Below are 14,146 nucleotides of genomic sequence, written 5' to 3' on the forward strand. Positions count from 1 at the left end.
CCCCTTCCGTCCATGGAATTGCTATTACTTTATAACTGAAAAGTTACCTTTAGTGCCACTGCGCAGTCGGATGTTGCTTCCCATCACTGTTGCCCCCAGATTTTTTACTCACTGCTAAAAATCCGGGGAAGTGATAATTTAGAAGCTTGCAGTGGGATTCTCAATTATACCTTTTTTACATCATCAAAGAATCCTCCTGCAACAGCGATCGTAAGATTAAATGAAACGCAAAGCGGCCTTCACCTTGGAAACTCCCCGCTTTATACAACCGTAACTGGAATCACCAGCTCCGCAAGTTGACTGCGAATCGGGTCCGACAACCGTGAATCTGTAATGATCTCGGACACTTGCGACAGGTTCACGACATGCGTAAACGCCTGCTGCCCAAATTTGCTCGCATCCGCCAGTAAAATCACACGGTCTGCAATGCTGACCATTTTCTGCTTCAAACGAGCTTGCAGTTCATTCGATTCGCTAATACCGCGATCCAGATGAACCCCTTGGCTGGAGAAAAACAATTTATCCACATAATAGGTTTCTAGTGAACGCTCTGCGAGCGGGCCTACATATGACAACGAGCGTTGAAGCAACTGCCCCCCCGTCGAAATGACCTCGATTTTTTCCTTACCTGCCAGCTCTGTAGCTACCCGAATCGAATTTGTTAATATTGTCAAAGGAATATCCGGTAAGCTTGACGCCATATACCAGGCGGTTGTGCTAGCATCCAGCAAAATACGATCATTCGGCTGAATCTGCTTGACCGCTTCTTCGGCAATCCTACGCTTTTCCTCTGCGTTCATAATTTCCCGTACCGCATAGGGCGTTTCAGGTTGCTCGTTTTTGACACTGACCGCTCCCCCATGCGAACGGCGCAGTCGTCCCGCCTGCTCCAGGCGGTCCAGATCACGGCGGATCGTTTCCTCCGTTACTTTGCACAACTCACTCAATTCGGACACCCGTATGCTTCCTTTTTCATTAACGAGCTGCACAATCATCTCATATCTTTCTGCGACCAGCATGGCAATCTCACTCCACATCTTTAATGTACAAAAAGTCCCGCCACTCGCCGGAATTGCCCGTAGGCATCCTCCCACGCTTCTGACTCGGCAGGTTCATATTCCTCCACGGAAATAGAATCTGCGATGACCCGGCGTGCTTCCCATATATCGGCGAACTTTCCCTGTGTCATCCATTGTACCGCAAGATTGCCGATTGCGCTCGCTTCTGCGGGTCCAGCCCACACGGGTTTTTGAATTGAATTGGCCGTCCATTGGCACAGCAAGCGATTTTGAATCCCTCCTCCGACCATATGCAAACCATTAAACCGTTGTCCTGACACCCGTTCCGTAAGCTCCAAAATGTAACGATACTTTAACGCCAGACTCTCCAAAATACAGCGCGTAATCTCTCCCGGCGTCTCCGGCAACGGCTGCCCAGTGTTGCGGCAATATTGACGGATACGTGTTTTCATATCCCCGGCGTGCAGGAACAGTTCATCGTCCGGATCAATCAAAGAAGTGAATGCTGGAGCCTGTTCTGCCATATGAACCAGTTCGGGGAAGGAATAGGAGTAGCCCTGCCGCTTCCACTCTCTGCGCGCCTCCTGTAAAATCCACAAGCCCATAATGTTTTTAAGCAGCCTGTAAGTTCGACCAACCCCACCTTCGTTCGTAAAATTAAAACGAAGCGTATCGTCATTGATTACAGGCTGTGCCGTTTCCGTTCCCATCAGGGACCATGTTCCGCAGCTTAAGTACGCAAACGAGCGCTCCAGCGCAGGTACGGCAGCCACAGCAGATCCTGTATCGTGCTCTGCTACTGCAATCACAGGAATCGCTCCAATGCCCAGATCGGTCATGACCGACGAGCGGATCGTTCCTACAACATTTCCTGGTTCTAGGACCTCACCAAACCAGGAACGGGGGATATCGATTCCAGACAAAAGCTCTTCATCCCATTTTTGCTGCAACGGATTATATAATTGCGTGCTGGTCGCATTCGAAAACTCATTGTACATTTCACCTGTCAGAAAATACCGCAGCAGATCTGGAATCATCAAGAAATGCTTTGCCTGCTCCAGCAACGGTGAACTGGCATTTCGCATAGCAGCCAGCTGATAAATCGTGTTAAACGTCAAAAATTGAATGCCTGTACGCTGAAAAATGGACTCTTTCCCTAGCCGTCCCTGTATTTCTTCCATCACCCCCTGGGTGTGCCAATCCCGATAATGATAAGGGTTGCCTAGCAGTTCTCCGGTTTCCCCAATCAATCCAAAATCGACCGCCCAAGAGTCAATCGCAAGACTGGACGGATTCACTCCCATATGTCTGGCTTTGAGCAAACCTTGCTGAACCTCGTGATACAGACGCAACAGATCCCAGTGCAGACGTTCCCCAACTTTGACCGGATCATTCGAAAAGCGATGGATTTCCTCCACCACGATACGTGAATCTGTCAATTCTCCGAGTAGAACCCTGCCACTGCTTGCCCCCAAATCATAAGCGAGGATACTCACCAGCTTGCACCACCCTTGCCTCTTTGTAAAATCTGCGTGCCATAATTAGATGCCAAGTAGGCTTTCATCGGGTCTGTAGGTAATCCCTGCTCTTCACGGATCGCTCTGAGCAATGGTGCCACATCAAACTCAAACGCCTGGCGTACAGCATCCTCTGCACCCAGCACATCCTGGCGGTTTGCTGCATCTTCCACCTCTGCATGATTAATCAAGAGTGCCTTTGCATATTGAGTCTGTACATTCAACACGGAGCGAATCATGGCCGGGATTTTGGATTCAATATTGTGCGACTGATCAATCAAGTATGCGATTTTGTCCACGGTTTGGCGGATATCAGCTTCTACATCCTGAGCGGCATTTAAAATTTGATAAAAGATCAAAAATAACTCATACGGATTGGTAGAACCTACAATCAGATCATCATCTGCATATTTATAGCTATTAAAATGGAACCCACCTAGTCGCTGCTCATCAATTAGAAACGCGACAATATGCTCCACGTTGGCTCCCGGCAGATGATGCCCTGTATCCACCAGCACCTGTGCCTGCGGCCCCAGCTTGGTTGCGTAATTGTACGCCATGCCCCAATCGGCAATATCCGTATGATAAAAGGCTGGCTCGAACGCCTTGTATTCAATCAGCATGCGCATGTCAGGTGTGAGCGCCTTATACATTTCACTGAGCGCTTCCAGCATCCAATTTTTCCGTTTGCGAATATCCCCCTGACCGGGATAATTCGTTCCGTCTGCGAACCATAAGCTAAAATCGTTAGAGCCCGTTTCCTTCGCAATATCCACGCATTCCAGCAAATGGTTGATGGCCTTACGGCGGATGGCCGGGTCTACATTGGTGACACTGCCGAGCATGTAGTCCTCATCTTGAAACAAATTGGGATTCACGGCCCCAATCTGCAAACCGAGGCTTTCGGCATGACCGCGAAGCTTGCCGTAATTGTCCACTGTATCCCACGGAATGTGGATCGCAACGGATGGACATAAGCCTGTCACAGCATGAACCTGCGCGGCATCCTCCAACTTTTCGAACGGATCACGCGGGACGCCTGTTTTCTGAAAGACTTTAAACCGTGTACCTGAGTCGCCATATCCCCAGGATGGTGTTTCTATGCTAAGCGCTCTCAGCTTTGCCTTTACTTGCTCCAGGTCAATGCCCCGTTGTTGCTGTTGCTCCTCGAATAAGGCGTACGCTTTGTCACTCATCGTGGTTCCTCCTTGGAAAATAAAGTGAGTTACGGGGGGGAGGCCGCTTCGCGTGCGGATTGTTCTTCCGATCGCTGTTATCCCCAGATTTTTTTATTTTCTAAAACATATTAAAGGTGAAAATCCGGGGATAAAGGCGAACGCTACGCTTCTTCAGAACAATTCCGCTCGCTCCGCTGCTGACCACCCATAAAGTCACTTCTATTTTTAAAGTGTTAGTGTGTATATAAAGGATGAGAACACGTAAATACGTTATATTGCTTATTTACGTGTTTTCCAAAGTGTTTTACAACCCTTCGAAACTATCGTCATGTGGCTTACATAGGTTCATTTTAATTCGGCTAGCGTGTAAATGCTGCGGGGACGCCACCGTCGATGGTCAGCATACAGCCTGTCGTTTTCTCTGCCTTGGATGAGGCGAAAAAGGCAATGCCCTCAGCGATATCCTGCGGATAAATGTTGACCAACAGCGTCGTCCGTTTGCGGTAATGCTCCTCCAGCTGGTCGGGCTCGATGCCGTAGGCGGCAGCGCGCTCGTTGCGCCAATTGGAGTTCCAAATTGCCGAGCCTTGCAGAATGGCATCCGGCAAAATGGTGTTCACGCGGATGCCATATTCACCGCCTTCTGCGGCAATACAACGGGCTAAATGTGCTTCTAGCGCCTTGACCGAGCTATAGGCTGTTACATTTTTACCTGCGTAGACTGAGTTTTTGGAGCCGACAAACACCATGCTGCCGCCAAGTGTCTGCTCCTTCATGAGCTTGAACGCTTCTCGTGCAACCAGAAAATAACCCGTTCCCAGCACATTCACATTTAAATTCCATTCCTCTAACGATGTTTCATCGAACGGACTGGATGTAGCAAGGCCTGCATTGTTGACAATGATATCTACACCGCCATAGGTCAATGCCGTTTCTGCATAGGCAGCCTGAATCTGCTCCTCCTGCGTCACATCCATTTTTACGGCGATGGCACGGTTTTCTCCGTAGCTGCTATTTATCTCTGCGGCTACCTTTTGCGCGCCTTCCAGATTCAGATCTGCCAGTACGACATGTGCACCTTCATCCACCAAGCGACGTACGGTTGCACTGCCAATCCCGCCTGCACCGCCTGTAATGAACGCAATTTTACGGGAAAATTCAGCTTCTGCTGGTGCGAGTGACAGCTTATAAAGCTCCAGCGGCCAGTATTCCACGTTGTATGACTCGTTCTCGCTGAGTGAAACAAACTCTCCTAACGCCGTTGCTCCTCGCATGACAGCAATAGCACGATGATACAAGGCGCCGCTTACCTGCGCGTTGCTCCAGCTTTTTCCTGTGTTGATCATACCAATACCCGGAATCAAAATTACACGTGGCGCAGCCTCAAACATAACATCTCCCTCATGCCGATTGCGCTCGAAATAAGCTTGATACTGTTCCTTATAGGCCGCTATACCCTCAGCGAGCTTAACTTTCAAGCCCTCTACGTCCTCCACATTCGGTGTCCAATCTACATAGAGTGGCTTCATCTTGGTATGAACCAGATGATCCGGGCATGCTGCCCCAACCTGAGATAAAACAGCAGAATCTCGGCCGTTCACAAACTCCAACACATCCTCCGCGTCATCAAAGGTGAGGATCATCTTTTTCTCATCACTGACTGCACCCCGGACGGATGGCATAACTTGGGAAGCAATGCTTCGGCGCTCTTCATAAGTAAGCGCTTTATATTTTACGCCTCCAAACGCCTGCTTTTCCTCTTGACGAGCTTTAATATAGCTTTCTGCTTCTTGAATGATTTGGATTGTTTTGGCATAAGCCGCTTCGGATGTGTCTCCCCACGTAACCAGACCATGCTTTTCCATCAATACCAATTCAGCTTGTGGATGATCGATTACACCTTGGGCAATCATTTTCGACAGCTTAAAGCCAGGACGGATATAAGGCACCCATACAAAACGGTCACCGAAGATTTCCTTAGCCATTTCCTTACCGTTGTGCGCACAACACAAGCTAATAATCGCGTCTGGGTGTGTATGATCGACATGTGTAAAAGGCAGAAAAGCATGCAATAGCGTCTCAATTGAAGCCCGTGGATGCTTGGCATCTATCATACAGTTCGCCAAATATGCGACCATATCCTCGTCAGACATATCTTCCCTTTCAAATAAAGGACGAATATCCTCCATACGAAGCCCGGTGAAGTTATGCGCTTTCATTGTTGCGAGATCGGAACCGCTGCCCTTAACGTACATCACTTCTACTTCACGCCCACGAAAATCTTGTATCATCGTTTTGGCCGAAGTGTTACCGCCTCCCCAGTTGCACACACTCCTATCTGTGCCAATCAGGTTAGAACGGTATACGAGCTCTTCCAGCGTGCTTTTCTGCTCAGATGCTTGTGAAGAAATCCACAGACTTTGTACCATAGGAAAAGACCTCCAAGTTCAGTTTTAGTTTTGAAAGGCTTTATTACAGTGGTTTTTCTTTGTTTATGGAGACTATAACACTTTTGTTTTAATTTGAAAATGAGTAATACAAAAATAATCAAAAATAAATTTTAATTTTTACCCATCTAAAAAAATGGATATATTCATTTGGTAAACGATCATTGCCACGCACAAAATAAAGGCCATGTCAGAATCGGTTATAAGAACCTTTCTGGCACGGCCTCATTCGTTTAACTCATCTAATTACCCAACTATACGCATCACTTTGGCTAGCAGCTCGTACGAGCGCAGGCGCGCCTGATGGTCATATACCTGAGAGGTTGTAATCAACTCATTGGCTCTCGTCTGGTCGATTATCAAATCCATCTTTTGCTTGACGGTGTCAGGACTGCCGATGGCTGAATACCCCAGCATATTACCACGAACCATCTCCTTCTCGTGCTCACTCCATAGCTTTTCCATGTCATCCACTGGTGGCTTCAGTCCTCCGCTGTGCCCGCGCAGCACATTTAGAAACTGCTGTTCTTGTGAAGTAAAGAGCCATTTTGCTTCCTCATCAGAATCTGCAACAAGCACATTAACACCGACCATCACATATGGCTTATCCAGTGCTTTGGATGGCCGAAAATTGCGATGGTACAACTCCAGAGCCTGAAGCAAATGAGCCGGGGCAAAGTGGCTGGCGAACGCGAACGGCAGCCCAAGCTGACCTGCCAGCTGTGCGCTGAATCCGCTTGATCCCAGTAACCAGATGGGAATGTCCAGCCCTTCTCCAGGAATCGCCCTTACTCCCGGAACGGCTCCGTTCAGTGCTGGATTCAGGTAAGAACGCAGCTCATTCAATTGCTCGGGGAAATCTTCCCCAGTACTGTGAAGTCCTCTCCGCAGTGCCCTCATCGCAGGTTGATCCGTGCCTGGAGCCCGGCCAAGTCCAAGATCAATTCGTCCCGGATAGAGCGACTCTAAAGTTCCAAACTGCTCTGCAATCATGAGTGGAGCATGGTTAGCCAGCATAATACCGCCTGAACCGACCCGAATCTTGTTTGTATGTGCAGCTACATGCCCGATGATCACGGACGTAGCCGCACTGGCAACCGCCTGCATATTATGATGCTCCGTTAGCCAGTACCGATGGTACCCCCATTGTTCAGCATGCTGGGCAAGATCCACCGTGTCGCGGAAGGAATCGGCAGGAGTGCCGCCTTCAAGGACAGGTGCAAGATCTAATATAGATAGTGCAACGTTACGCGTAGTCATTATATATAAACCCCCTGGCAAAATATTATTTTACGAATTTTCCTCAACGCCTTAATTATTTGACCTATCAATTGATACGTCAATTATGATAATGTGTCCCGTTATAAATTGCAAATGATTTAAATTTTTAGTTTTGTTCAAAAACAGTTTACTTTTACGAGAAGCTCGTCTATCATGCATTTATATGGATAATCATTATCTACATTAGCCTGGTTATAAAGATCGAGGTGATTGCTAGTGCATATGAAAACAGGTGTCGAACAATCTGTCTACGCTCTTCTTCTACTCACGATGCTGCCGGACAAAGCTGTTTTACCTGGTGAGGCCATTAGCCAGCAGTTAGGTGCTTCGCCTACTTATTTTCATAAACTGTTACGTAAATTGGTTAGCGCCGATTTGATTACTTCTGTACCTGGTGTCAAGGGCGGGTTCAAATTAAAGAAAAAACCTGAGGATATACGGGTATTTGATATTTATCTGGCGATTGAAGGACAACAGACTCTCTATTCTTCCAGCGGTATCTACAACGATATGCTTGAATTAAAGAAAGACGATCAGTGTTGTTTACTGGCAAATTTGATGGAAGAAGCGGAAGCCTCCTGGAAAGCCGTTCTGAAAAGAGAAACCATCGCGTCACTATCCGCTGACTTTTTTAAAGAAGGATATGATGACAAAATGACTTCTTTGGAGAACTGGATTCAGGAAAAAATGGTCTTGTAAAGAACTCTAATGAACAGAAAGGAATATGAACATGAACGATTATTTAGTAAAAGCTCTTGCCTACAATAACCAGGTACGGGCTTATGCCGTGAGAACAACGGAAACGGTAAGTGAAGCCCAACGGCGTCATTATACCTGGCCCACAGCATCGGCTGCATTGGGACGTTCTATGACGGTCGGCGTCATGCTGGGAGCCATGCTTAAAGATGAGGATAAACTGACGATCAGGATTAATGGCGGCGGACCTATCGGCACTATTCTTGTCGATACCAACTCCAAAGGTGAAGTTAGAGGTTATGTAAAAAATCCACAAACCCATTTTGAGCTTAATCAGATAGGGAAATTAGATGTCGCCAGAGCTGTAGGAACAGATGGAGCGCTAATTGTATCTAAAGATATCGGCTTAAAACACCCATTTGTTGGACAAGTCCCTCTCGTTTCGGGTGAACTGGGGGAGGATTTCACATCTTATCTCGTCCAATCCGAACAAATTCCTTCTTCTGTAGGAGCGGGAGTTATTGTTAACCCGGATAACTCTATTCAGGCGGCTGGAGGTTTTATTATTCAGCTGATGCCAGATACGCAGGAGGAGGTTATCAGTTTTATCGAGAGACGCATTGAGAGCATTCCAAGCATCTCCGCAATGGTCATGGAAGGTCTTATGCCAGAGCAGATTCTGGGTCAGATTTTGGGAGAAAGCAACCTGAACATACTGGAAACCATGCCTGTGCAATTTCATTGTCCCTGCTCAGAAGAGCGCGTTACCAATGCCATTATCAGCTTAGGGAATAAGGAAATAGAAGATATGATCCATACCGATGGGCAGGCTGAAGCTCATTGCCACTTTTGTAACGCACACTACCATCTTACCAAAGAAGATCTCGAAGACATGCTGGAAACAAACATCATTTAAATATGGGCTGTTCCCAAAAAGTTGGTTTAGCTACTGGGGAACAGCTTTTTTCTTTCCCAATGCTTCCGATGATTTCTTAATCCTAAACACGGTAGACTTGTTCATGATGTAAGTGATAATGTTATATTATTCCAATCACTTGAAATGAGGTGCGCTATGCTCGAAAAAGATACGCAGGAAATTTTAAGACGAAGATTGTGCTGGAGGTCTTGCAGGAAGAGCAGACCGTGAACGAGATTGCCGCCAAATATGAAATGAGTCCGTGATGATTAGCTGGTGGAAAGCCGAGTTTCTGAGCCGGGCGTCTATGGTGTTCGAGAAAGGGACGAGTGAAGCGGACAAGATGAGAAAGGAATACGAAAGCAAACAGGAGCGCCTAGAAAAGCTGGTCGGTCAACTTACCGTTGAAGTCCACTGGCTCAATGGGAGCATTACACATCTTCCGGCAATCCGCAGTTCATTAATGAATTTCGGCATTAACGGAATGATCAGCCCGATGCCGGTGAACACCGGAAACAGATTCAGCATAAGGACACATCATATCCCCCTCATAATTTAAGGGTTACTGCTCCCTCTGTAATTCTAAGCAAAAAAACACCTGCTCTTCGGCAGATGTTCCTCGCCTTTCGTATTTCTTGACTATCCGATCCATTTGTCCGTTCTAATCGTTCAACCCTTTGCCCTCCAGAATGGGCTGTGTGTATGTTTCAACCCTTGAAACGCGCGTTTTGAACTGCTTCGGTTGTGGTACACTCTCCAATCCAGCGCTTAGTTTATCGTCAAATATGAACGTGCGAGCAGCGGAGAGATTGTTGTTCCTTTTCATAATTGATATATCTACAACTCAGTGCATGTAGCGCGTTTATTGCTGCTCGGCAAATCTCCACCAGGCAAATGTTCCGACTATTCCGGCTATTCCCGTAGACGCAAGAATGATTATACTACTCAACTTTAAAAACCCGGTGCTTTGAAATACCGACGGGATGGTCCACGGAAAATAGGGGACGAATCCAAAAGAGGCCAAAACATTTGAGAGAATGACGATTATCAGGATGAGTCCTAATGGTGCCAAGTATCCCTTGCTCACATTGGCCAGAAGAGTGCCTGGTGTGGTAACAATAATAAACAATAGCGATGTTATAATGAATTTAAAGAAGATATTCCAAATAAAAGAAGCTAACCCGCCCGCAACTCCTAGAATACCCCCCACGGCAAAACCTATGGCAAACATATACATGGAAAGTAATAGGCTCCATGCTAAAATTATAAGAAATTTGGACAGTACAATTTTCGATCTGGAAACGGGCTTTGCAAGCAAATCTTTAATTGTTTTATCCGAAAACTCTCGTCCAAATACCCATGCCGCGATAAAGGTGTACCCGATAAGTCCCAGCGGGGCAAGACTATTAAGCAATTCGGTTAAATACATTTTCCAATTGATGCCGCCGGCGTCACTGGATAAAATAATTCCGACTCCCATCATGATTGGCCCAAATGCAAAAATAAGAAATACCAACCAAAACACATTGGCGCGGATAATCTTGCGAATCTCACAATGTAAGACAGAAAAAATATTCATTATATATTCCCCCTTATATATTCCCCCTTGTCATACCAATTGTGCGGAGAAAATATCCTTCCAAATCCTCCGTAATTACTCGAAGCAATGTTGGCGGTTGATTGGATTTAACCAGCAGTTCGGCCAGTCGTTCAGGACTATCCGCTGCGTGGTCATCGGTTAGTTTAATATAGCCGTCTATTATCTCCTCAAATTCATATCCATGCTCTTCAAGCACCTCCTTTAAGGCATGTTTGTCGCGGCCATTCACCACTAAGTTTTTCTGTAACGATTGCTCCAGCTTATCCATTGCGACTTCTTTAACAAGATGGCCATTGTGAATAATCCCAATGCGTGTGGAAACTTTCGAGAGTTCCTCTAACAGATGGCTGGATATAAAAACAGTTACGCCGAAATTTTTCGCTAGGTTATATAACATATTCCGTATCTCCGCCACCCCTGCGGGATCGAGGCCATTTATCGGCTCATCCAATATTAGAATTTCCGGATTGTGAATCATTGCTTTCGCAAGTCCCAGGCGCTGTTTGTTTCCTAAAGAAAGATTCTTTGCCTTCTTCTGTTTGTGCAGCTCAAGCCCCAACTTATAGATAACCCGATTTACGGAATCTTTGTCAGGCACCCCTTGCATGCGTCGTGCTATGTCAAGATTTTCAACTACAGTTAAATCGGGATAAAAAGTAGCCTCCTCCAAATATCCAACCTTGTCCCATAATTTATAGTTTCCGGCATCGACCTTTTCACCTAACATATAGAGCTTGCCGGAGGTTGGCTTGAGCATCGCCAAGAGCATCTTTATGGTCGTTGTCTTTCCAGCGCCATTCAGTCCCAAAAATCCAAATATCTCTCCTCGGCTCACCTCCAGCGAAAGATTGTTCAATGCGATATAGTCGCCAAATTTTTTGTGCACTCCCTCAATTTGTATGGCGGGCGTTCCGCCATTTTTTTCCTTTGATAAAATACTCATAGCCTTCAACTCCTCCATAAACAGAGAGCTTATTCAGGATTCTAAGTACAACACTCCTGAACAAGCTCAATCAGAAATTTTTCAATAAATCTACTTTATGATGTCCTGGCAATCGCTTAAGCGAGGCGAGGCTGGCCCAAGCCCAATTGAGCAGAGCCAATTCAGCACTACCTCATGCAGCACGTTGATGTTGTCTACCTGACAGTGTTCTAATCCGCCAAGTCGTCTATCCTCTATCGGGAAGAACGTCTTGTTTTTCGAACCCGCTTGCTCGTAATTCTTCAAGGCTTGTGTCAGCGGATTTGGCTGAACCAATATCTCTTCCGCTCCGTGCATTACAAGAAGCGGACATTCTATCTGGTGGAGCACGCCCTCAAGATCATAGGCAAAACGCGGATTCCCCGCAAAATCCTCCAAGCTTTTTGCCCCCAGAATTCTCATGCCGTGTGCGGCCAGACTCGGCGGCATCCATTTAAGCATGGCATCCCAGTCGAAGGCGTGCGTACCGCCGTCGGAGATGACGGCAGCAATCCTGTGATCGAACGAAGCGAATCGCAGCGAGTCGTAAGCCGCAAAACTCTCCCCGTGCACGATAATCTTATCGGGATCGACTTCCGGCCGCGTTAGAAGAAAGTCGATTGCCCGGGAATGGAAAGCCTCACTGTCCGCTCGTCTTCCTTTTCCCTTTTCGTACAGCGAGAGGCCGGTCCCAGGCTGGTCATAGACCAGAAAGTTATATCCACACGAAATAAAAGCGGGACCTAGCCAGAAATAGTTTTCAATTGACCACTCGTCGCCACCGTTGAGAGCAAAAAGGGTCGGCTTCGGACCTTTTATCCAGGAAGGGGAGAAGAAGTAACCATCCAACTTGACATCTTCGTAATCGACTTGGATCTTCTCCGGTTGGACATCGAAGTACTTTCCGGCAGCTTCGAAGAGTTCATTTACTTTCTTAAATATACGGATTTTCTCGGTGTCATCATCCATCACCGCATATTCCGCAATTCTGTAGTAATTGCAGGCACGAATGTAGCAGTTTCGTGCTGTATACCAGTTTCCAGCCGTTTCGGCCTCCTTGCCGTGTCTTTCCAATACCTGAGCCGTTATGAGCCACTCCCTGTGCCACGTGTCCTTGTCATCGGGGTCGATTTTTTTGCAGGCCTCGTAGATCTCGGTGACGTCCGTAGCACCGAGGCTTGCCATACCCAAAGCTTTGGTGACTTGGTATGACATCATGTAGTGATTGGGCCAACGGCTGAACTCAATTGACATTGCAACATCCTCCTTTTCCAGTTCTAGTGATTGTAGTTTTTTTACTACAAGTAATTTTTACAACACAAAGATAAAGCTTCTTTAAAAGAAAAATAAATGTTTATAAAGAGAATATAAAAAACTATAAACCGCTGAAAAAACAAAAAAGGCTGCTGCCTGGGTGTTCACACCCGGCAGCAGCCTTTAACTCCTGTAGTAAAAGAAAATGTGCAAAAATAAAATCAGTGTTGTGCGGCCAAGGGAAGGCTGAATCTTATCCCCAAACCGCCATATTCGGAAGGGTAGGCGCAAATTTCGCCCCTATGATGTTCAATAATGGATTTACAGCTTGCAAGACCCAGACCCAGCCCGCCCTTTTGGATTTGCCGCGATTTATCCACAGTGAAAAATTTGAGGAACAGAGAAGATATATCCTTATCCGGCACTCCAATTCCATTATCTTCGATTTGAAAAAAGGCATGCTGTCCTAGCGGGTATCCGGTCATATACACTTTCAGTTTATTTTTCCCTCCATATCTTACAGCATTGCTAAAGAGGTTGCCGAAAACCCGACGTATCATCGGTTCATTGACCATCAGCAATATATTTTCCGTGAATGAATGGCGGCAAGTAAGCTCGTTGTCAAGTCCCGCCAACTCATACTCATATTCAAGGGCAATGTTTTCAAATAATTTTGATGCTTTTACAGGTTTAGCTACCATAGATTCCAACTCCAGTTTTTCTTTGGTGAAGCTGGAGAAATCATTGATGAGTTCGACCATATATCCTGACTTCCTTTGAATCAAATCATAATATTCCTGCTTTTCAGTTTCTGGTAAATCCTTGTGTGTAGCCAGCAGTTCAGTAAAACCATTAATAGATGTCAAGGGTGTTTTCAAGTCGTGGGCAATTGCCGCGATCATATCGATCTGCTCTTTGTGCGCGAGTTGAAGCCGATGCTCCATCTTATTGAAGTGCTTATAAAGTTCTCCGATCTCATCATTACTTCTCAGAGCTAGCGGAGGCAGTGGATGTACAATATTTACTTCTTCAAGCCTGGTATTCAGAAGCTGAATGGGTTTCTCTATGCAAAAATGAATATAGATAATCAGAATAATAAATATGAAACAGGCAATTGCAAATATGGGCAGGAGCAATGCTATATATCGCGAGTCCAGCAATGAACTGCGTATAGGGGAATATACTGCAAAGACAAGCTTCAGATACATTCCAATCGAAAACATGAATATTATAAACATCAGCAGGAACAAAAGAGGAAGCTTTATTTTCAGTTTCAT

Annotated in this window: 13 protein-coding genes; 3 read left to right on the forward strand and 10 right to left on the reverse strand. The window is 46.2% G+C overall.

What is annotated here, in order from left to right:
• Positions 1–260 precede the first annotated feature (260 nt).
• The 5 genes from NLX78_RS19310 to NLX78_RS19330 all read right to left on the reverse strand — a co-directional run bounded on the left by NLX78_RS19310 (position 261) and on the right by NLX78_RS19330 (position 7,421).
• The gene (locus NLX78_RS19310; protein WP_250261483.1) at positions 261–1,019 is read right to left on the reverse strand and encodes a DeoR/GlpR family DNA-binding transcription regulator; all 759 of its coding nucleotides are present in this window, start codon (positions 1,017–1,019) and stop codon (positions 261–263) included.
• A 20-nt stretch (positions 1,020–1,039) separates the two neighbouring features.
• Positions 1,040–2,515 carry a rhamnulokinase gene (rhaB, locus tag NLX78_RS19315; protein WP_254351299.1) on the reverse strand — a complete coding sequence of 492 codons (1,476 nt, stop codon included), beginning with the start codon at positions 2,513–2,515 and terminating at the stop codon, positions 1,040–1,042.
• Positions 2,512–3,732, reverse strand: a complete 1,221-nt coding sequence (rhaI, locus tag NLX78_RS19320) for an L-rhamnose isomerase (protein WP_254351300.1) — start codon at positions 3,730–3,732, stop codon at positions 2,512–2,514. The genes rhaB and rhaI overlap by 4 nt, the downstream gene beginning before the upstream one ends.
• Before the next feature lie 341 nt (positions 3,733–4,073).
• The gene (locus tag NLX78_RS19325) at positions 4,074–6,143 is read right to left on the reverse strand and encodes a bifunctional aldolase/short-chain dehydrogenase (RefSeq protein WP_254351301.1); all 2,070 of its coding nucleotides are present in this window, start codon (positions 6,141–6,143) and stop codon (positions 4,074–4,076) included.
• A 264-nt stretch (positions 6,144–6,407) separates the two neighbouring features.
• A complete protein-coding gene (locus tag NLX78_RS19330; RefSeq protein WP_061831380.1) occupies positions 6,408–7,421 on the reverse strand; it encodes an LLM class flavin-dependent oxidoreductase in 1,014 nt (337 codons plus the stop codon).
• Positions 7,422–7,658: 237 nt separating this feature from the next.
• Here NLX78_RS19330 and NLX78_RS19335 point away from each other — a divergent pair, with 237 nt between their 5' ends.
• From NLX78_RS19335 to NLX78_RS26765, 3 genes are all read left to right on the forward strand, one after another.
• Positions 7,659–8,141 carry an RrF2 family transcriptional regulator gene (locus NLX78_RS19335; protein ID WP_039275257.1) on the forward strand — a complete coding sequence of 161 codons (483 nt, stop codon included), beginning with the start codon at positions 7,659–7,661 and terminating at the stop codon, positions 8,139–8,141.
• 31 nt (positions 8,142–8,172) lie between these two features.
• Positions 8,173–9,054 carry an Hsp33 family molecular chaperone HslO gene (gene hslO / locus NLX78_RS19340; protein ID WP_235308256.1) on the forward strand — a complete coding sequence of 294 codons (882 nt, stop codon included), beginning with the start codon at positions 8,173–8,175 and terminating at the stop codon, positions 9,052–9,054.
• 262 nt (positions 9,055–9,316) lie between these two features.
• Entirely contained in the window at positions 9,317–9,613 is a 297-nt protein-coding gene (locus tag NLX78_RS26765; protein ID WP_367988473.1) for a hypothetical protein, read from the forward strand.
• 102 nt (positions 9,614–9,715) lie between these two features.
• On the opposite strand, the gene NLX78_RS19350 is transcribed toward NLX78_RS26765, so the two are convergent.
• The 5 genes from NLX78_RS19350 to NLX78_RS26770 form a co-directional block, all read right to left on the reverse strand.
• Entirely contained in the window at positions 9,716–9,880 is a 165-nt protein-coding gene (locus NLX78_RS19350; RefSeq protein WP_250269015.1) for a YdeI/OmpD-associated family protein, read from the reverse strand.
• A 36-nt stretch (positions 9,881–9,916) separates the two neighbouring features.
• Positions 9,917–10,633 (reverse strand): ABC transporter permease, encoded by a 717-nt coding sequence (locus NLX78_RS19355; RefSeq protein WP_254351302.1) that lies wholly within the window; start codon positions 10,631–10,633, stop codon positions 9,917–9,919.
• A 13-nt stretch (positions 10,634–10,646) separates the two neighbouring features.
• Entirely contained in the window at positions 10,647–11,597 is a 951-nt protein-coding gene (locus tag NLX78_RS19360) for an ABC transporter ATP-binding protein (protein ID WP_061831377.1), read from the reverse strand.
• 90 nt (positions 11,598–11,687) lie between these two features.
• Entirely contained in the window at positions 11,688–12,869 is a 1,182-nt protein-coding gene (locus NLX78_RS19365; RefSeq protein ID WP_250261491.1) for an alpha/beta hydrolase, read from the reverse strand.
• Positions 12,870–13,090: 221 nt separating this feature from the next.
• A complete protein-coding gene (locus NLX78_RS26770) occupies positions 13,091–14,146 on the reverse strand; it encodes a HAMP domain-containing sensor histidine kinase (protein ID WP_323873420.1) in 1,056 nt (351 codons plus the stop codon).

It is taken from the genome of Paenibacillus sp. Lou8.1, from assembly GCF_024213565.1.
Lineage (GTDB): Bacteria > Bacillota > Bacilli > Paenibacillales > Paenibacillaceae > Paenibacillus > Paenibacillus polymyxa_B.